Here is a 20,377-nt window from a genome sequence, read left to right as displayed (position 1 = left end):
GCCTTACCTGAGGGCTTGTGTGATGAACTGGTCACATGTTTAATTGTCAACAGCCCCTAGGCACGACTTTTTCTGATCTGAAAATGGCCGATAAGCTGACCATGATCAGATTAAAATTTCTTCCGTTTTTTTGTTGCTTGTTAGCTCCGGTAAACGCTGTTGCCAACAGCTCGGTGAGCCATTGTGAGGACAGGATTGAACAGCGAATCCATTCGCTGGAGCAGACCCTGCGAGAACATAATTACCGTTATTATGTTCAGGCTGACACCATTATCAGTGATGCTGAATATGATGCACTTGAGCAAGAGTTGAAACGTCTGCAGGACTGCTTGCATCAAACCTATGACAATATTCTGCAGCCACCGGTATTGGGTCACCGCCAGCAGCACGCTGTGTATATGGGAAGTTTAAGGAAGCTGCAGTCAGAGTCCGAGGCAGCGGCTTTTGTAAAGCGTGTTCGTGGTATTGGAGACACGCTTCTGGTACAGCCCAAAATAGATGGTGTGGCTCTCGAACTGGTTTATGTGGATAGCTATCTGGTTGCAGCGACAACCCGGGGTGATGGCGAAACCGGAGAAGATGTCCTTGCCAGAATAAAGTCAGTACCAGCAATTCCTGCCCGTATACCTTTCAAAACCCGAGCAATCATTCATGGTGAGCTCTTCTGGCATACCGGTAATCAAAACAGCAAGCCGGAAGGGTATGCATCCGCCAGACATTACACAGCCGCGCTGCTGCAGAAAGATAGTGTGGCTGAAAAAGCACTGGCACAGCTGAACTTCTTTCCATGGTATTGGACAAACAGTATCCACAAAAGTCTGCTGGATGATAATGAAACTTTCAGTACTTGGGGGTTCTCCCTGCCAAAACAACATACTCATATTGCCAACAATATGGCTGAAGTGAATTCACTACGGCAGACATATCAACAGGGTTCTGAACATCCATTCTTGATGGATGGGATAGTTCTGAAGGCCGCAAGTCACGCTTCCATTAATCGTTTAAAAGGTTCCCTGCAGATACCTGGCTGGGCCGCTGCGTGGAAATTTCCTGCGGCAGAAAAAGTAACAACTGTCAGAGCTGTCTCATGGCGAATTGGACGCAGTGGCAGGGCTGCTTTTGTACTGGAGCTGGAACCGGTCAGGTTTGACGATATTGAAGTTAGCCGGGTTTCAGTGGGAAGTATAAAAGCGCTACAGCAACGAGATTTGGCAGCAGGCGACCTGGTCAGTATCAGCTTCAAGGGGCAGGCCAACCCGGTACTGTTGAATGTACTGTGGCGACCCCCTGAGCGTAAGCGATTTGCCTCTGTGGACAAACTGAAAAAGTATGATGCATTTTCCTGTATGACCTTATCCACAGACTGTGAGCAACAGTTTACAGCCAGATTGCTGTGGATAACCCGCCAGATGAAACTTTCAGGATTGGGAGAGAAACAGCTGCAGTTGCTGGTACAGCAAGGCGAAATCAGGCAGCTGCATCACATTATGCTGCTTGATACAGAAGTGCTTGAGTCTCTGCCTGCAATTACGAAAGCCAGAGCCTCTGTATTGGCAGGCCAGATCAAGGCAAGTTCCGAACTATCTTTTGATCGTCGTTTGCTTATAGCGGGAATACCCGGAATCGGATGGATGAAGGCAAAGCAGCTGGCTCAAAAAGTGAAAAGTTGGGAACAACTGCAGCAGGCATCTATCGATGATCTCAAGCTTGCCGGGTTAAACGCCGGGGTTGCCCGAGGGGTAAAGCATTGGCTCACTTTGCCCGAAGTCAGGCTGCTGCTTAAACGCCTGTAAAACGTAAAAAATTCGGTAATTCACCTCCTTCTTGGTATGATGAGGGCGCAGTATGTAATCGCCTGTAGATGTGCCTATCAGCGCTGATTATGGCGCCGGGAGTTGTGAATATGTCCCAAAAAATACTCGATCCTGTTAATTGCAGAATATTCAGCCACCTTGATGATGTATTTGCGGCTGAACTCGATATGACCTTTGTCACTGATCCCGAGCATCCGGAAGAAGGCATTCGTGCTGGATTCGATATTCGTTCCGGCACCGGAAACTTTCATCATCTGGAGATGGCGGGCGGTGAATGGCGTGAAGTTTTTCAGCTATTGACTGATGAGCTCCACAGGCTGGGTGTGTTGGTACACAAGCCCGATTCAGCACCGGAAAAAAACGAGCTGAGTCGCGAGCTGCATGAATTACTCCAACCCGAAGAACACGATCGCTGGGAAAACCTGCCGGGACTGGAAGTCGCCTGATAGAGGCTTGCCCCGGAACAAAACAATCAATGCGGTGCGGATGTCACCGTGAGTCTATAACCTCTTTCACAGCTGATAGCTGTTAGCGATGAAAATGCTCACAACTTTGTTGTTCCCTTGTTGACTGAAAGGTTGATTGAAAGGTCGTTCCAAAGTTGATGAGCATTTTCTGCTTCAGGCTGTAGTTCAGTGCTGTACAGTGAAACCCGCAATGGTTGCGGGATTTGCAGCTCTGCAGCCCCTGTCTGTCCTGTGCCAGAATAATCGCCTTTTTCAGAATAATTCATTCCTGTCATGACCGATTCGAAATTCCATATTGTTCGCCTGATGTGTGAACGCATTTCCAACAATGCCCACCGTGAAGCCATGCGCTGGAAGCAGGGGAATGAATGGACCAGCCTCGACTGGGAAACTGTTGGAAGCAAAGTGGGGGCAATTGCCCGGTCGCTGCTGAAGTTTGGCCTGCAGCCACAAGACAAAACCGCGATTTATTCCCGCAATATGCCTGAGTGGACGCTGGCAGATTTGGGCACTCTGTTTACCCGTGGGGTGACGGTTCCGGTTTATCCCACATCTACCACAGCCCAGACTGAATACATTATCCAGGATGCCGGGGTGCGTCTGTTATTTGTCGGGGAGCAAGCTGAATACGACAGAGCGCTGCCGCTGCTGGAGCGTTGCCCGACTCTGGAAAGACTGGTGGTGCTGGATAGCAGCACTGACTTGAAAGGCTGTGAGCAGGCCTGCTATCTGGAAAACTTTGTGGAAGAAGGTGACAGTGCTGAAATGGAAGCACTGCTCCAGACCCGGATTGAACAGGCTCGGATGGATGACCTACTGACCCTGATCTACACCTCGGGCACTACCGGCACACCCAAAGGCGTGATGCTGGACTATACCAATATCGGTGCCGCCATGGAGTCTCATAACGAAGTTATCGACCTGGGGGAAACTGATGTATCTCTCTGCTTTTTGCCCCTGAGCCATATCTTTGAGAGAGCCTGGAGCTTTTATGTGCTGTATCGCGGCGCAGTTAATGTATACACCCGTAATCCGGCCAATGTTGGCGATGTTATCGGTGAAGTAAAACCGACTGTAATGTGTGCCGTGCCGCGCTTTTATGAAAAAGTGCATGCAGCCATCATGGAAAAGGTGCAGCAAGCGCCAAAGTTCAAGCAGTTAATGTTTAATACTGCGCTCAAGATCGGAAATAAAAACTTTTCCTATATCCGCACTGGCAATTCTGTTCCCTGGTGGGTGAAGCAGCTGCATAAAACGGCGGAGAAAGTAGTGCTTGGAAAACTGCGTCTGGCTCTGGGTGGCAAAATTCGTTACATGCCCTGTGGCGGCGCACGGTTGATGGATGAAGTAAATCTGTTCTTTCACGCCATCGGCATCCATGTGAAATACGGCTATGGTCTGACGGAAACAACGGCAACGGTCACCTGCTGCCAGAGTCAGCAATTCAAAATGGGCTCTGTCGGTACAGCGATGCCCGGCGTTGAGGTAAAAATCGGCACGGACAACGAGATTCTGGTGAAAGGCCCAACCGTTATGCGGGGCTATTTCAATAAACCGGAAGAAACCGCCGAAGTGCTGCGTGATGGCTGGCTCCATACCGGTGATGCCGGTGAGATCGATGAACAGGGCCGGTTGCAGATGACCGAACGTCTGAAAGATCTGATGAAGACATCTGGTGGCAAATATATTGCGCCGCAGGTTATTGAAAGTTTGCTGGGGCAGGATCGTTTTATCGAGCAGATTGCCATTGTTGCTGATGCCCGCAAGTATGTTTCTGCCTTGATCGTTCCGACCTTTGAGTCGTTGGAACATTACGCTAAAAGCATCAACCTGAAATATGAGTCCAAAATGGACCTGGTGCGACACAGCAAGGTTAATGAAATGTTCGAGGAACGCATTCAGCAGTTGCAGGAACAGCTGGCGCGATTCGAGCAGGTGAAGAAGTTTACTTTGCTACCCCGTGAGTTCTCTATCGATAAAGGGGAATTGACACCGACGTTGAAGCTACGTCGCAAAAACATCATGGCCCGATACAAGGCCGAGATTGAAGCTATGTATACCAAGCATGTAAAAAAGGCACAGGACTAACACATCCTGTTCGGGAGTACCTTTTCTGCGGTACCTGCAAGGAACCGTTTTGTACTCCCGACCTAAAAAGCATACATTCTGTTAAGGGGCAGCCGATAGGCTGACTGAAAACACCCGATAACAGACCTGCAGGGACGCAGCGTATGCCTCGGCTATTTGGATGTTACTTCCTTTTTTCTTCTCTTCTCTCTTCTTCTGCTATTGCTGCTACAGACGGCAATTCCGGTCAGGTTTATCCCAGTGCCGGCACTGCCTGGGTGCTTCCGGGTATCCATGAGGCACCGACAGACCCGAGTACACGGGCGGACTTTCCTGATGGTGAATCTGTTTTTCAGTGGGAGTTAAAGCATGCTGACAGGTCGTTAGGTGATGGCTACGACCCTGAGCGGGATATTCCAATTCCTGTTATTGGTTACATGTATAACCAGAAGCTGGAATTCAACAGCGGTCGGTATGAGCTCGAATTACGAGACCGAATGGAAAGCAATGGAATGGATTATGAAGATGCCTTCCTGCACTTTTCTGAAGATACCGTTCTGGTGGAAAATGATCCCTATAGTGGCTCAAAAACCGCATTAAATCAGGTTCCACCTGTTGCTGGCTGGTGGCCTGCAGGAACCAATAGTGGCGGGAAACTGATCTGGCATAAAGCCCCTTATGACCTGCCTGCCTGGGACGGATACGAAAGTGAGGGCGGGCTGGTTATCTTTATGACGGAAAAGTTTGACCAGCTGAATCTGACCCTGTCTCAACCTGCAACGGGAGGTCAGATTGAGGTGCTTTATCCGTCTTCGGTCACAAGTGCAGGACTGGCTTCGGGGTGGAAGTCGGTGCCCGTCAGTGATGGTACTGAAGGGCTAAGTTATAGCGGCAATATTCGTTGGGAACCACCTGCTGACTGGGCGAGGGCCGCAACCTATCACCCCTCTTCCCGTACAGGGTCCGACTTTGGCAAGCGGGCAATTCGTGAAGGGGGAAAGTTCTATCTGATCAAAGTGGTTTGGAAAGCCGGCGCGGTGGATATACCTCCCAGGCTGGCCAATGTTCAGCTGCGTAGCTGGTTGCCACGTATCGGGTTGAACGGAGCTGGCAAACATCTGCGCAAGGTGCCGGGTTGGGATCCGGTTAATGACCCTGATAAAAATTATTATGTGGATGATGAAGAGTTTGAGAGATTGCAGAATCCTCACGCAACCGCCCGTTTTCCGTATGAGGCAAGGGTTGTGCCGTTAGGTCGAATGTGGGGCAGTCACTCTTCATGGTGTCGCACCAACCTGTTCAACAGGCAGGTCAGAACAGAAACGGTTGATCTGTTGATAGAAGGCTGGGAGCAACGCAATTGGCAAGGTGCTTATAACGATGACATGTTCAAGTTACTGGGGCCCCGTCAATTTGAAGTTGTGTCCGGTGGTTCGCTGATTGAGTATGACGGTCGGGTTCAGGACGACGAGACAATTACCGCTTATACCCGTGCAATGGCAAAGCTGTTACGTCAGTTGCAACGTCGCAAGATTGATGGTCAGCCCGTCGATGTTGCAGGTAATATCTCGGATATTAATGTCTATGAAGATGAAGAATATCACCTGTTTATAACCGCGCTGAATGTGTTTCTGCGAGAAGCCTATCTGCTGCCGGCTATGGGACTATCAGGTTATACCGGAATCAACCGGCTCTGGGATACTTTTGCACTGGCTCATGCCGGGCGACAGTCGATTATCATGTCTGCCATTCGGCAGAAAACAAACGTACAGCTTTTCGGGAATACGCAGGACAGTTGGGAGCGTGATATCGAAACCGGGCTGGCACAGTTTTACCTGATTAATGTGCCGGGCTGGACCTGGTTCCAGCAATGGAATCAAAGCTTTATCTACGGCAGTGGTAATACATCCAGTGCAAACTACTTCAAAGCTGGAGTACCTAGGAATATGGCCTATCAACCATCGGCCATGCTCAGTATTGATATTGGTAAACCGCTGCAGGTTGCTCCGTCAGACTACGAGTTGATGTCTTATATGATGCCGATTCGGGGTGTGACGAATTACCATATTATCGGTGACAGCGGTGATTCGGTTCTGAGTGGCCCGAGTTTGCCGGGTCAGCAAGTAAACGTCATCCCATCTTATATCTACTTTCTTCAGCGCAGCCCGGAAGAGGTCGTAACGGGTGGTCCGGCAGATGCTGTATTGGCCAGAAACTATACCAAAGGTCTGGTGCTATACCGCACCGACTTTCTGGGTAATAGTGCAGCTTTTTTTGAAACTTCATCCGGAGCAATTCCTCTGCCTCAACCCTATCGCAGAGTTTTGCCTGATGGCACGCTGGGGCCGGTGATTAATTCTATTGAGCTTTCCGGATATGAAGGGGCGATTCTGGTCAGTCCCTGAGTTTTTCAGGGACTGGGACAAGGGCAGGGAACGGTACGCTCAGAAATTTACCAGGTGGGGTTCTTCAGGCAGGTGGACTCCACACAGGCTCATTACAAGCCCAAGTATCAGACTCCACGGATCACCGGGCTCGGCACCTTTCAGCACATTATCAATACGGGCTGCACGGGAAATGAGATCCCGCAGGGTATGTTCAGAAGTGCGGTAGATGGCGTCACGTAACTGGTTTTTGCGCTTTTTCAGAGGGAACGGAGGCAGCTTCTGCAGTTTCGCGACCTGCTCCAGAGCGGCATCCAGTTTAATATTCTGACCCAGCAGGCGTGCCAGCTGACTGAGCATTCGCAGTTCACGGGCAAGGGCCCAAAGTACAATGGTGGGCTCCACACCTTCAGAACGCAGTCCGTTAAGTACGCGTACACTAAGCGCTGCATTGCTGGAAACCACTGCATCAACCAAGCTGAAAACATCGTAGCGGGCACTGTTACTGATGGCTTCCTGAATCAGTTCGACGCTCACTTCACCATTTTCAGACAGCAGGCGCAGTTTCTCGATTTCCTGACTGGCCGCCAGCAGGTTACCTTCAACCCGTTCCGACAGCATCTTGACGGCTTCAGGAGTAGGCCGCAGACCTGCAGCTTTCATTCGATTGCCAATCCAGCCAGGTAAACGGCTTAACTCCACCGGCCAAAGTGCGATATGAACACCGTCCTTATCTACGGCTTTAAACCAGCGACTTTTCTTGGTTGCGCCATCAATACGAGGAGCAATAATCAGCAACAGATTATCGGGAGACGGGTTTTGCAGACAGGATTCGAGGACTTTACCCCCTTCTCCCAGCTTGAGATTGTCGAGACGCAGTTCAATCAATTGCTGCTGACTGAACAGTGACAGGCTGTTATTGGCATCCTGCAATCGGCTCCAGTCGAAGCCCTGTTCAACCTGCAACAGCTGGCGCTCATCATATCCCTGCTGGCGGGCTGCCTGCCGGATCTGGTCACAGCATTCCTGAACCAGCAGTGGCTCATCACCGGAAACGAGGTAAACTGGCTGCAGTTTACCTCGCAGGTGTTCTTCAAGCTTTTCAGGCTTCAGGATCATGCATCACCGGCAGCGGATTGCTGCTCTTGTTTCTGCTTTTCACGAAGCTCTTCAGCAACTTTCTCGGCTTCAGCCAGGTCTGATTCAGAAATAGCTGAGATACGGCGAATCATGGTAGCAATCACTTCCCGATCCAGCTCTTCAAACAGCAGTGTTTCTTCAGATTTGCTGCTGGTGTAATTGTTCGGGTCACGCAGGTAGCGGCGAGTCTGCTGCAGCTCGTACGGGCCAAACAGCGGAATGCCGTCCTGGGTTTCCAGTTGGTAACGGATCCGGGTTGTCAGCAGATATTCAGAAGCTCTGTCACTGCCACCAAAGCTCTGGATCTCGGATTCCTGCTTCCGCTTCAGAACGCGAATGCTGTAACGGGCAGCAGGACTGACTTCAATACCTGTCAGAATCAGTTGGCGCTCAAATGGAGTGCGGAAATCCCGATCAGCAATCTCAACCTGGAGTCGCTTCAGATGCTCGGGGACATTGACCTGTCCACGTAACTGGAAGCCACAGCCGACCATCAATGCAGTCAGCAACATCACTGTAATTCCTGAAAAAAAGCGCTTGCCGGCCAGGGCGCGCAGGTACGTCGGCCTGTTCATATTCATATTGGGGCTACGTCAGGTTGAGTCCATGTAAAGTATCGAACCATTATAACGCCCGATTTTGGCAAAACAGAAATGGTTCTTGCCGGCTATCGTGTCATTCGGGAGTTTATGGGTTGATGTTATGAGTTACTTTTTATATCAGCGAGGATAGTTTTAACAAAGCTGCAATAGAAATTGAGTCTGTAATTTCTCCGGACAGCGCCATTTGAATTGCCTGCTTAAGTGGTAATTTATGAACTGTGATATCTTCGGTGTCATCCGGTTCCGGTTTTCCCAGCCCTAAATTACGAGCGATAAAGATCTCAGTTGCTTCGTCAGTACAGGAAATGGATGTATGGATATGCATCAGGGTTTGTAGTTGACCGGCAACAAGACCGGTTTCCTCTTTCAACTCCCTTATCGCACCCTGCTTTCGACTTTCCTTTGGCTCTGCAGACCCTTTGGGAATTTCCCAGGTAGGCTCGTTGATGGTGTAGCGAAACTGCCGAACCAGCCAGGTATTGTTTTGCTCGTCCAGAGGAATAATGCCGACAGCTCTTCCTTTCATGCTGACAACACCGTAAATCCCTTCAGTGCCTCCCGGAGTTATCACTTCTTCATGTCGTACCTGAATCCACGGGTTTTCATATGCAATTCTACTGTTAAGCCGCTTCCATGGGCCACGCTGTTCATTATCAGCCATAGCGGAGATCCGTTTGCCTTGAGAAATAAAAAACTATTACAGCTAATTATTAGTGTGGCATACCCGTTAGCGTTTGCGGCTGGTAAATCGGCTCCTTTCATATGATATGGAAAGCTATGATATGGTCGGGTTTCGATAAAAGTGACAAAAGACGATAGCTGTGTTTATGAAATTTTCCCTCCGTAAAATTCTCTCTTGCCTTGCTGTAGTCGCTGTTGTGCTTGCCCCTGCAGCTCAAGCCGAAGGCAATGTGACATGGGATGAGCTGAAAGAACAGGCGGGTGATCTTGCCAACAAGTCCGGTCAGTGGGCCAAGGAAAAAACAGAAAAAGCCAAGGAATGGGCAGAAAATGAGGGCAAGGACTGGGCGCTGGAAAAAGGTAAAAAAGCTGCAGAAGCGGTAGAAAAAAGTGCCGAAGCAGCAAAAGAGTGGGGCAAGGATGTTCTCGATAAAGCCGGCAAAGAGCTGGAAAAACACCGGGAGCAAAAGCCGGATAAAGAGCCGGCACCTGTCGTTGAAGGTATCAGCGCATAAAAAAACGGGAATGAGATTATCTCATTCCCATTTTGTTTTTTTGTCTGATGTCAGCTGATACAGAAATCAGTTGGCAACAATATTCACCAGCTTGCCCGGTACGACAATTACTTTGCGCAGGGTTTTACCATCGGTGAACTTGGTCACGTTCGGGTGAACCAGAGCCATTTGCTCCAGCTCATCCTTGCTGGCATCAGCCGGAGCTTCCAGCTTGGCGCGTACTTTGCCGTTCACTTGAACGACCAGAGTGATAGCGTCTTTAACCAGTGCAGACTCATCAACCTGTGGCCACAGAGCCGTCAGGACAGCATCATTGTGACCCAGCAGTTCCCATGCCTTGTGAGCAATATGTGGAACAATCGGTGACAGCAGCAGGGTGACAGCTTCCAGCGCTTCACGCACAACGGCGCGATCCTGGGCTTCATCTCCCTTGTGTTTGCCGATGGCGTTGCACAGTTCCATCACTGCAGCAATCGCGGTGTTGAAAGTCAGGCGACGTTCACAGTCATCGCTGACCTTGCGAATAGTTTCGTGAGTTTTCAGGCGCAGCGCTTTCTGTTCTTTGGTCAGCGCATTCTTGTCCAGTTCAATGGCTTCGCCGTTGTTAACCAGATCAGTCAGCATCTTCCAGTAACGACGCAGGAAGCGGTGAGCACCTTCAACACCGGACTCGGACCACTCCAGAGTCTGTTCCGGCGGCGCAGCGAACATGGCATACAGACGTACAGTGTCAGCACCGTACTGGTCGATCAGTTCCTGCGGATCGATACCATTGTTCTTGGACTTGGACATCTTGCTCATGCCCGCATGCTCAACCCTGGCACCGGTTTCAGCATGTACGGCACTGATCAGACGACCCTTGTCATCGCGCTCGGCTTTGACTTCTTTTGGTGCCACCCATTGCTTCACACCTTTTTCATCCAGCGTGTAGAAAGTGTCAGCCAGTACCATGCCCTGACACAGCAGACGCTTGAACGGCTCGTCACTGTCTACCAGACCGGCGTCGCGCAGCAGCTTGTGGAAGAAGCGGGAGTACAGCAGGTGCATAACCGCGTGCTCGATACCACCGATATACTGGTCAACCGGCAGCCAGTAGTTGGCAGCAGTCGGGTCCAGCATCTGGTCGTCGCTCTGCGGGCTGCAGTAGCGGGCGTAGTACCAGCTGGATTCCATAAAGGTATCGAAGGTGTCGGTTTCACGGGTTGCAGGCTGGCCGTTGTGAGTGGTTTTGGCCCACTCCGGATCAGCCTTGATCGGAGACTGAACACCGTCCATTTCTACATCTTCCGGCAGACGAACCGGCAGGTCTTCCAGTGGTACAGGTACTTCGGTACCGTCTTCCAGGTAGCGCATCGGGATCGGAGAACCCCAGTAACGCTGACGGGATACACCCCAGTCGCGCAGGCGGTAGTTAACCTTGCGCTCACCCTTGCCTTCGGATTCCAGCTTGCTGGCAATGGCTTCAAAAGCTGCTTCTGAGGTCAGACCATCGAACTCACCGGAATTAACCAGCTTGCCCTTTTCGGTGTAAGCCATGACCTTGATATCGCAGTCAGCATCTGCCTTGACCGGCTCGATAACCTGCTCGATGTTCAGGCCATACTTGGTCGCAAATTCCCAATCACGCTGATCGTGACCCGGAACTGCCATCACTGCACCGGAGCCGTATTCCATCAGCACAAAGTTGGCGACCCAGACCGGTACTTCACGACCGGTAATCGGGTGAATGGCTTTCAGACCAGTATCCACACCTTTCTTTTCCATGGTCGCCATATCGGCTTCGGAAACGGTGTTCTGCTTGCAGGATTTGATGAAGTCAGCCAGTTCCGGATTGTTGGCAGCCGCCGCCAGAGCAATCGGATGCTCGGCAGCCAGACCCACGTAGGTCACACCCATCAGGGTATCCGGGCGGGTGGTGTAGATATCGAAGTTATCTGCTGCGCCTTCAACTGGAGTTGCCAGCTTGAAGTTCATCTGGATGCCTTCGGAACGGCCAATCCAGTTGCGTTGCATGGCCTTGACCTGTTCCGGCCATTCGTCCAGCTGATCCAGATCTGCCAGCAGTTCGTCGGCGTAGGCGGTGATCTTCACAAACCACTGTGGGAGTTCTTTACGCTCGACCAGTGTGTCACAACGCCAGCAGCGACCGTCTTCAACCTGTTCGTTGGCCAGTACGGTGGCATCGTTCGGACACCAGTTAACAGAGCTCATCTTCTTGTAGACAAGACCCTTTTCGTACAGTTTGGTGAAGAACCACTGTTCCCACTTGTAGTAATCCGGCTTGCAGGTGGCCAGCTCGCGGTTCCAGTCATAGCCGAAGCCCAGACGCTTGAGCTGGGCTTTCATGTATTCAATGTTGTCGTAAGTCCAGGGTGCCGGTGCGGTCTTGTTCTTGATCGCGGCATTTTCAGCGGGCAGACCGAAGGCGTCCCAGCCCATGGGTTGCAGTACGTTTTTGCCCTGCATACGCTGGTAACGGGATACAACATCACCGATGGTGTAGTTGCGGACATGCCCCATATGCAGTCGGCCACTGGGGTATGGGAACATGGAGAGGCAGTAATACTTCTCTTTCCCTTCCTCTTCGGTGACGGCGAAGCTGTCGTTGGTTTCCCAGAATTTCTGGGTGTCTTCCTCAATCCGGTGCGGGTGGTAATGCTCTTCCATCATTCTCAACATGCAGGTGAGTGCCGCAGGTGGCAGAAAGCCGGGCGGCAGATCGGGATTTGTAATCGTAACCGCGAAGGATACCCCATTGAACAAGTACATTTAAGTGGGAGATGGTAGTGTTGTACAGTGATTGATACGGGATCGGGAACACTGTGGATAAATTACAGTCTAACGGGGCGAAGCTTTATTACTCTTAACGTTACCATTAACCTGATCAGAGCATATGACCGGGGCTGGCGAAACAGGAACTGTTCGCGGATTCAGTCCGGAATTCAAGGATGACTTCGACGATGGTGGCCCATGATTACAATACTTAAGTCCCTGGTTTTCCCTCCGGGTATTCAGATCCTTCTGTTGCTTATTGCATTACTGGCTTATGGCCGGTATCGCACGGTATCGCTTGTTCTGGTGTTTCTTTCGTTTACCAGCCTGTACCTGCTCTCTGTTCCTGCTGTCTCTGACAGACTGATGCGTAGCCTTGAACAGTATGAAGTTGCGACACCGGAAGAAATGAAACAGGCACAGGCCATTGTGGTCGTGGGCAGTGGTGTTGAAGTCGGGACAGATGATGCCGGTGTTCAGCATGCAACACTATCCCCGCGTGCCTTGAAGCGGGTTCATTATGCAGCCCGGCTCCAGCACATGTTGGGCTTACCTCTGGTGACTTCTGGTGGTGGAGCAACAGCGGGACAGAAAGTGAAGGAAGCGGATGTGATGGCGGAGATTCTGGCACAGGACTTTGATACCGCCGTTTCCTGGAAAGAAAACAACAGTCGCACTACCTGGGAAAATGCCAAATTTACCCACGATATGCTGGTGGATGCCGGGATCAAGAAAATAGTGCTGGTGACCAATGCCTTTCATATGACCCGGGCCGTGCTCAGCTTTCAGCAGGCCGGATTTGAAGTCTATCCGGCTCCACTGATGCCTGTCAGCTGTAGCTGGCCTTGCCCGGGCTATCGACAGTGGCTGCCCAATGCGAAGTCACTGAGCCATAGCTACGATGTTATGCACGAGTATGTCGGCTTGCTGTGGTATCGCCTGAAAAGCGAGATGCTATAAGCCCGGAAAGTACCAACAGGATGCTCAATAACAGCACTGGTATGGAGCCAAAGCGCATAAAAGGGGTTTCGCCCTTCACTGGCTGGATATCACCGGTTAATACATTCTTTTCAAATCTGGGGGTGGTTTTCAGTACTTTGCCATCCCGGTCAATGAGTGCCGTAATACCATCATTGGTTGCCCTGATCATGGGGCGACCGGTTTCCAGCGCACGCATACGTGCCAGCTGCAGATGCTGTTGCGGACCGATAGAATCGCCAAACCAGGTGTCATTACTGACGGTAAGCAAGGCACCACTGTTTTTTGCAGCTTCAGCAGCAAAATCCGGATAAGCCACTTCGTAACAGATATAAGTTGTCAGGCCCAATGAACCTGCCTGTAACAGCGATGACTGCTCCGGCCCTTTTCTGAAATTTGACATGGGCAGGTTGAAAAAGTCGATCACACCCCGCAGCAGATCCTGCATTGGAACGTATTCTCCAAAAGGCACCAGCTTGCGTTTGAGATATAACCCTTCGCCTTCACCCAGCCCGATCATGGCATTGTAATAGCTGCCGTGTCCGTTCTGGTCGTAGCGGTCATAGGGCAGACCGAGAAACAGAGCAGTGTTTCTCTGCTGTGCCCGACGATCCAGTGCAGCCAGTAAATCAGTAATACGGCTGTGCAATACTGGCAATGCATTTTCAGGCCAGATCAGTAACTGCTTCCCCCAGTAAGGCTCACTGAGTTTCAGAAATGTTTTCACCGTCTGATCAAAATGACCGGGTTCCCATTTCAGGTTCTGGGAAATATTGCCTTGAACTGCAGCAAATGAAACGGGCTTTCCTTCCGGTTGTGTCCAGCTATGGCTGTTTAAAGGAATGGCTAACGCACCACAAATACCCATGCCGACCAGCAGTGCCAGCGCCGGTTTATTATTTTGGCTGGATGCCCGGGTTTTCAGTAATGAAATGACAAGTGTTCCGACCAGCAACAGCAGTAAACTCAGACCATAAACACCGATAACCGGAGCCAGTGACTGAAAAGGAGTATCGAGTAGGGCATAGCCGCTTTGCAGCCAGGGGAAGCCGGTAAACAGCCAGCTGCGGCTCCACTCAGCCAGTATCCACAGGCCACTGAAAATTAACGCCTGATGCCAGTAAGGAAGTGAGTGCTTTCGGTTAATCAGTCCGAACAGCAATAACGGAGGAATAATAAAACAGGCTGTCAGGGTCAGTACAAACAGGGCTGTCAGTATGACGGCCAGCCAGGGTGGGGTCATGCCATAAACATGAATACTGACATAAACCCAGGATACGCCAGCACTATACAGGCCAAGACCAAACAGGGCGGCACGCCTTACAACGGTCTTTACGGGAATATCCAGGCAAACAAGAAAGAGCAGTGCCGGGCAGATCAGGGCCAGAGGCCAGTAATCGAAAGGGCTGAATGCCAGCGGCATCAGCAGTCCGGCAACCGGGGCGAGAAGATCGCCCGGCTGCAGGTTCAGTTTATTTTTCAGTAACATCAGGCGGTATGAGAGCTGACTTTTAATAGACGAATCCGTCGATTATCCGCATTCAGCACCTGAAAGCGCAACTCTCCGATTGATACTGACTCACTACGCTTGGGCAGATGCCCAAACCGCTGCATTACGATGCCGCCGATAGTATCGAACTCTTCATCGCTGAAGTCGGACTGGAAGTGTTCGTTAAAATCCTCGATCGGCGTGAGTGCCTTGACTACAAACTCATGCTCGTCGAGCGGCTTGATCCAGGATTCTTCTTCAAGATCGTGCTCGTCCTCGATATCGCCGACGATCTGCTCCAGTACGTCCTCGATCGTAACCAGGCCCGCCACACCGCCATATTCATCAATAACAATGGCCATATGGTTACGGTTACGACGAAAGTCATTCAACAGCACATTCAGCCGCTTGCTCTCGGGAACAAAGGTGGCTGGACGCAGGTGATCCTTGATATTGAATTTCAGCGCACTCTTGCTGCTAACCGGGTTCCGGCTCTGGGTCAGCATCAGTGGCAGCAGATCCTTCGCCAGCAGAATGCCCTGTACTTCATCCTTGTTGTCACCGATAACGGGAAACCGGGAGTGGGCAGACTCGATAACTTTGGGTAGAAAATCTTCCGGTTGCTGGTCGACATCAACACAGACCATTTTGGAGCGAGGAACCATGATTTCCCTGACCTGCATATCTGCAACCTGAATCGCACCTTCAATAATGTCCAGTGCTTCTGCTTCAAGTACATTGCGCGATGCAGCTTCCCGCATCGAGTCAAGCAGTTCGTTTTTATCTTTCGGGTCGTTCGAGAAAAAGTGACTCAGTTTGTCCAGCCAGCCGGACTTGGCACTCGAATGGTCTTCGTTCATGGTCCTCTACTTTTTACAGTGAAAATGCTACCGCCAGAACATCTTGCCATCTTAATGGATCGCGGTCAGCAGCATTTTTCGCTTGGTTTACTTTGCTTTCCGATACGGTTCAGGTTTCCAGATACGGATCAGGATACCCGAGTCCAGCCAGAATGGCAGTCTCGAGGCTCTCCATTTCTTCTGCCTCACTGTCTTCAATATGATCAAAGCCCAGCAAATGCAGGGTTCCGTGGATGATCATATGAGCCCAGTGAGCTTCCAAAGCCTTGTTTTGTTCTTTCGCTTCCCTTTCCACTACCGGTGCACAAACAACCAGATCGCCCAGTAAGGGCAGGTTCAGCTCGGGTGGAAGGTCTGACGGAAATGACAGCACGTTGGTGGCGTAATCCTTGTTTCGCCACTGCAGGTTCAGCTCGGCACCTTCCTCGGTGTCGACAATGCGAATACTGATCTCGGCCTCATCACGGCTTGTTTCAGTATCAGTATCGGCAGCTGTGATAGCGGCAGAAGCCCAGCTTTCAAGCTGAACTTCTGTCGGCAGTGCCTTGTTGTCAGATGCAATCTGCAGATCGATATAAGTTGTGGTCATATCCAGGCTCACTGCAGAGTATCCGAACCGGGTGCTTTCTTGTTCTGGCCCTGCTCGAAGACGTCATAAGCCTCGACAATTCGCTGTACCAGAGGATGACGTACCACATCGGAAGACATGAATTCGGTAGTACCAATGCCGGGAACACCTTTGAGAACACGGGACGCATGCTTCAAACCGGACTCAACCCCGCGAGGCAGGTCAACCTGGGTAACGTCACCGGTGATAATTGCGGTGGAGCCAAAGCCAATCCGGGTCAGGAACATTTTCATCTGCTCCTTGGTGGTGTTCTGGGATTCATCCAGAATGATGAAAGCATTGTTCAGGGTGCGGCCACGCATGTAGGCCAGCGGGGCAACTTCAATGACATTCTTTTCGATCAGGCGGTTCACCTTCTCGAAACTCAGCATTTCATAGAGAGCGTCATAGAGTGGACGCAGATAGGGGTCAATTTTCTGGGACAGGTCACCGGGCAGGAAGCCCAGTTTCTCACCGGCTTCTACCGCCGGACGTACAAGTAGAATGCGGCTGATCTTTTCCTCTTCCAGTGCCTCGACAGCACAAGCAACAGCCAGCCAGGTTTTACCGGTACCGGCCGGGCCGACACCAAAGTTGATATCGTGACGGCGAATGGACTGAACATAAGCCTGTTGGTTGGCACCACGAGGCTTGATCAGACCTTTACGGGTTTTGATGGTTACCAGACCCTCAGTGCCGGCAGCGGCGGCATCAACGGCAGACTGTTGCAGGAACAGATGTACCTGATCCGGAGTGATATCCAGGTTGCCGTCGGTTTCATCGTAGAGGCGGCTGATAATATCTTCAGCTGCACGGGTGTTGTGCTGAGGGCCGGAAAGTTCGAAATGGTTGCCACGGTTGCGGATTTTTACACCTAACCGTTCTTCAATCTGTTTGAGATGTTCGTTGAATTGTCCGCAGAGTGCTGCAAATCGCTGGGCATCGTTGGGTTCGAGAGTAAACTTATGGACGTTGACTGAAGCGTTCAAACTGAAATTTTGCCTTTACTGCGCCACTTGAATTAAGAATATACCCGTAAGAAGCGCTTGGAAAGTCAGGCATGTTGCATCCACAACATACCTGATACCTGCGTCTTTCAGGTTATAGCAGCTGACAGTCAGGGTGCCGGCTGCACAGTGGCCTGATTGTCCTCTATCTGCGGTTTGGGTGCCAGTACTGCTTCAACACTGTTGGCACGTTGCAAATACCTGCGCGCCAGGTAACTGACCTCATCCAGTGTCGGGACTGGATGAGGTCTGGCGACATGCTCCAGCGGTAAATCATGACTGACAGCATGGTAGATCTGATAAAGCCACCAACTATTTTCCCTTAGGTTTTCCTGATGTCTTTTATCGAGTCGTTCAGCCTCATTTTTTAGTAGCACTTGCCACTGGCTTCTGGCTTCAGGTGAAAGCTGTTGCAGCTGGCTGATTTCATGCCAGACAGTGGCTATCAGTTCATCTGCTTTTTCCGGTGCGCAGGTGAAACTGATCCATGCTCTGGAGTGTGCCACAGGGCTGCTGACAAGCTGCACATGACTATTAATACTGTATACAGAGGCCTTGTCATTTCTGAGAATGTTCAGCAAATGTTCGCCCAGCATCACGCTGAGGCTTTCCAGTTGTGTCGCATCCTTTTCGTTCCAGTCAATATTCAATCTGTATGAAAACAGCGTCACATCGGTTTTGGGCTCAATCTGGAGCTCTTTTTTGAACCGTAACTGCCCTGTTCGAGGACGCTTCTTCATATCAACCGCTTGCAAGATCGGGTTGTTACCAGGCAATGACCCGATGTAGCGTGAGGCCATCTCTTGTGCTGAGTTAGCAGGGATGTTACCGATCAGGACAAAAACAACACCATTCACACCTGAAAATAAATGGTTATACACTTCCCGGGTACTCTCGACCGATATGCTGTCGGCATCTTCTTGAGTCCAGGGGCGAGCATAGGGATGGTTACGATAGAGCCAGATGCTCAGATCATCGGAGAATACTTCTGAAGGATCCAGCCGCCGTTTGGCCTGATAGTCAATAAGGGCTCTGCGGGTTCTTTCGACAATAACCGGATCAACCCGGGGTGCCTTGTAGCTCAGGTGAAGCAGTTGCAGTGCGCTTTCCAGGCTGTTTTTTGTTGTCCACACCTGCATGCCATGTTCGTCTTCTTCAACAAAGGTCGATTGACTGACCTGCTTTCCGCTAAGCAGCTTTTCTATTGTTGCCGCGTTATGACTGCCCAGTCCGGATTCGGTTACGATTTCAGGGGCAATTAGTGCCGGGCGGTACAGTGATTCGGGAATGGCGCTGGTGCCTCCCGGACTCCAGCTGTAGAGCTGGACATCGTCTGCCTTGAATGCCGTTGGCTTGAATAACACCGTAGCCCCGTTCCCGAATTTCCACTGGTAAATATCAACGTCCGGGAAGTGATGTGTGGTTAACGGGCTGACCCTGTCAGGCAGGGTGTCCATAATGGCTTTGTCACCGGTATCATCAGCCCAGGGCGAGAGTTGCTCTGCGGCAATATTCTGAGCTAATTGTGATACCTGGAGTGAATTCAGCGTTTCAGCAGTAATATTTTCCGGCCCGAAGAACCAGATAATTGCTTGATCCAGACTCAGTGTTTGTCTGGCCTGAAGGTTCAGTCGCCCGGGTGTCAGCTGCTGTTGGAAATCTATTTCGTACTTTAGCCTTTGATCCGGGCTGAGAGCTGGCTCCCTATATAGATAGTGATTGACCATATCGAAGAGGTAAGCCGCTGAATCTATGGTATCGCGGTTCTCCAGCATTAGCCGGTAGTTGCTGAGCCGGGTCTGAAGATTTCTTTTTATTTCAGACTTGGTAAAACCGTGTTGTCGGACTCTTTCGATTTCTTCCAGCAGGATCCTCAGACCGGGCTCAAACTCACCGTCTGCAACTCGGGCGCTAATCTGGGTCTGCCCTTTACGGTCAAGCCCCGGCGTCCAGTAAACAAAAGCATTCAGTAACGTAGCTTGCTCTCTGGCTTTTTCTTGCAGCCGCTCATGCAAAAGGTCATTGATAATACTTTCCCGTTTGTCCTGGAAAATATCTTCTAATGAGACTCTTGGATCCATTCGGCTATAGAGGCTGATATTGACGTCATTTTCGGCCTGTTCCGGATCTGTAACCGTGTGAGCCTGCAAGGTGGTGATATCGGGTACAGGGTAATCCTGACGGGCAAGAGGCTTGTCTGATCTGGCAACCGATGCAAAATGCTTTTGCAGTAATGCCTTTGCCTGTTCCGGGTCGATATCTCCGGCAATAATCAGGGCGGCATTATCCGGTCGATACCAGCGGCGGTAAAATCGCTCGAAGTCATCTTTCTTGAATGCAGCAACCTGTTTTTCCAGTCCTTCCGGAGAGCGTTCAAGCCAGCGACTGCTTGCCAGTCTGATACTGCGTATCTTTTTGCCAATACGTTCAGCTCGGTTTTTGTAGGTGCGGATTTCTTCAAGCACTGCCCCGCGTTCCCGGTATATGGCCGGTTCAGTAAATCGAACGCCGGTCAGAACGTCTCTCAGCAACAGTATGGCCTGGCCCATATTTTCCGAGACATCGGTTGGTACGGTCAGAATATACTGGGTGTTGTCAAAATCGGTAAATGCGTTGGCATGGCTACCTAGAGGCATGCCAATACTTTCCATGAAATCGATGGCTTTGCGGTCAGGAAAGTTTTCGCTGTCGTTATAAGCGAGATGCTCGACAAAGTGGGCAATGCCCTGCTGGTCATCCTCTTCCTGCAGGCTTCCTGCGTGAATAACCAGATTGAGAGAAACCCGTTGCTCCGGATAGGCATTGGGCTTGATGTAGTAAGTCAGACCATTTTCCAGCTGTCCCTGGATTATTTCAGCATCCAGAGGAACCGGCTGTTTTGAAGCTGTTTTGAGTTCGGCACAGCCACTCAGAAATAGCAGTATTGAAAGCAATACTGCCTTGAAAAACAGTGGATCAGACAGCCTGCCGGAATGCTTCATTTGTGATCCTGAA

Annotated in this window: 15 protein-coding genes; 6 read left to right on the top strand and 9 right to left on the bottom strand. The window is 50.8% G+C overall.

The features are described from left to right. Nucleotides 1–173: 173 nt before the first annotated feature. The 4 genes from ACYZZ0_RS06085 (at nt 174) to ACYZZ0_RS06070 (ending at nt 6,753) form a co-directional block, all read left to right on the top strand. Nucleotides 174–1,793, top strand: a complete 1,620-nt coding sequence (locus ACYZZ0_RS06085; RefSeq protein WP_461535704.1) for a DNA ligase LigA-related protein — start codon at nt 174–176, stop codon at nt 1,791–1,793. 110 nt (nt 1,794–1,903) lie between these two features. Beyond that, entirely contained in the window at nt 1,904–2,260 is a 357-nt protein-coding gene (locus ACYZZ0_RS06080; RefSeq protein ID WP_461535703.1) for a hypothetical protein, read from the top strand. Nucleotides 2,261–2,554: 294 nt separating this feature from the next. After that, on the top strand, nt 2,555–4,369 hold the full coding sequence (locus ACYZZ0_RS06075) for an AMP-dependent synthetase/ligase (protein WP_461535702.1): 1,815 nt from the start codon (nt 2,555–2,557) through the stop codon (nt 4,367–4,369). Between the two features lie 143 nt (nt 4,370–4,512). Then, on the top strand, nt 4,513–6,753 hold the full coding sequence (locus ACYZZ0_RS06070; protein WP_461535701.1) for a hypothetical protein: 2,241 nt from the start codon (nt 4,513–4,515) through the stop codon (nt 6,751–6,753). 39 nt (nt 6,754–6,792) lie between these two features. Here ACYZZ0_RS06070 and holA read toward each other — a convergent pair whose 3' ends face one another. From holA to ACYZZ0_RS06055, 3 genes are all read right to left on the bottom strand, one after another. Continuing rightward, a complete protein-coding gene (gene holA, locus ACYZZ0_RS06065; RefSeq protein ID WP_461535700.1) occupies nt 6,793–7,851 on the bottom strand; it encodes a DNA polymerase III subunit delta in 1,059 nt (352 codons plus the stop codon). Next, complete coding sequence (locus ACYZZ0_RS06060; RefSeq protein WP_461535699.1) at nt 7,848–8,453, bottom strand: LPS-assembly lipoprotein LptE; 606 nt, start codon at nt 8,451–8,453, stop codon at nt 7,848–7,850. Before ACYZZ0_RS06060 ends, holA begins: the two co-directional genes overlap by 4 nt. A 133-nt stretch (nt 8,454–8,586) precedes the next feature. Continuing rightward, nucleotides 8,587–9,135, bottom strand: coding sequence for an NUDIX domain-containing protein (locus tag ACYZZ0_RS06055; RefSeq protein ID WP_461535698.1), 549 nt, complete (start codon nt 9,133–9,135; stop codon nt 8,587–8,589). Nucleotides 9,136–9,301: 166 nt separating this feature from the next. Between ACYZZ0_RS06055 and ACYZZ0_RS06050 the strand changes: the two genes are divergently transcribed. Continuing rightward, a complete protein-coding gene (locus ACYZZ0_RS06050; protein ID WP_461535697.1) occupies nt 9,302–9,670 on the top strand; it encodes a hypothetical protein in 369 nt (122 codons plus the stop codon). Nucleotides 9,671–9,736: 66 nt separating this feature from the next. Here ACYZZ0_RS06050 and leuS read toward each other — a convergent pair whose 3' ends face one another. Next, the gene (leuS, locus tag ACYZZ0_RS06045) at nt 9,737–12,337 is read right to left on the bottom strand and encodes a leucine--tRNA ligase (protein ID WP_461535809.1); all 2,601 of its coding nucleotides are present in this window, start codon (nt 12,335–12,337) and stop codon (nt 9,737–9,739) included. 303 nt (nt 12,338–12,640) lie between these two features. Between leuS and ACYZZ0_RS06040 the strand changes: the two genes are divergently transcribed. Further along, nucleotides 12,641–13,402: a YdcF family protein gene (locus tag ACYZZ0_RS06040; RefSeq protein ID WP_461535696.1), complete on the top strand. Its 762-nt coding sequence runs from the start codon at nt 12,641–12,643 to the stop codon at nt 13,400–13,402. Here ACYZZ0_RS06040 and lnt read toward each other — a convergent pair. The 5 genes from lnt to ACYZZ0_RS06015 all read right to left on the bottom strand — a co-directional run bounded on the left by lnt (nt 13,347) and on the right by ACYZZ0_RS06015 (nt 20,364). Continuing rightward, on the bottom strand, nt 13,347–14,909 hold the full coding sequence (gene lnt, locus ACYZZ0_RS06035; RefSeq protein WP_461535695.1) for an apolipoprotein N-acyltransferase: 1,563 nt from the start codon (nt 14,907–14,909) through the stop codon (nt 13,347–13,349). The two genes, ACYZZ0_RS06040 and lnt, sit on opposite strands and share 56 nt — an antisense overlap. Beyond that, nucleotides 14,909–15,769 carry an HlyC/CorC family transporter gene (locus ACYZZ0_RS06030; protein WP_461535694.1) on the bottom strand — a complete coding sequence of 287 codons (861 nt, stop codon included), beginning with the start codon at nt 15,767–15,769 and terminating at the stop codon, nt 14,909–14,911. The genes lnt and ACYZZ0_RS06030 overlap by 1 nt, the downstream gene beginning before the upstream one ends. Nucleotides 15,770–15,878: 109 nt before the next feature. After that, nucleotides 15,879–16,358, bottom strand: a complete 480-nt coding sequence (gene ybeY, locus ACYZZ0_RS06025; RefSeq protein WP_461535693.1) for an rRNA maturation RNase YbeY — start codon at nt 16,356–16,358, stop codon at nt 15,879–15,881. An 8-nt stretch (nt 16,359–16,366) separates the two neighbouring features. Continuing rightward, nucleotides 16,367–17,365: a PhoH family protein gene (locus tag ACYZZ0_RS06020; protein ID WP_461535692.1), complete on the bottom strand. Its 999-nt coding sequence runs from the start codon at nt 17,363–17,365 to the stop codon at nt 16,367–16,369. 128 nt (nt 17,366–17,493) lie between these two features. Next, the gene (locus ACYZZ0_RS06015; protein ID WP_461535691.1) at nt 17,494–20,364 is read right to left on the bottom strand and encodes a M16 family metallopeptidase; all 2,871 of its coding nucleotides are present in this window, start codon (nt 20,362–20,364) and stop codon (nt 17,494–17,496) included. Nucleotides 20,365–20,377: the final 13 nt, after the last annotated feature.

This window comes from Spongorhabdus nitratireducens, from assembly GCA_947387575.1.
GTDB lineage: Bacteria > Pseudomonadota > Gammaproteobacteria > Pseudomonadales > Endozoicomonadaceae > CANDOC01.
This window is presented reverse-complemented; position numbering and strand designations above follow the sequence as displayed.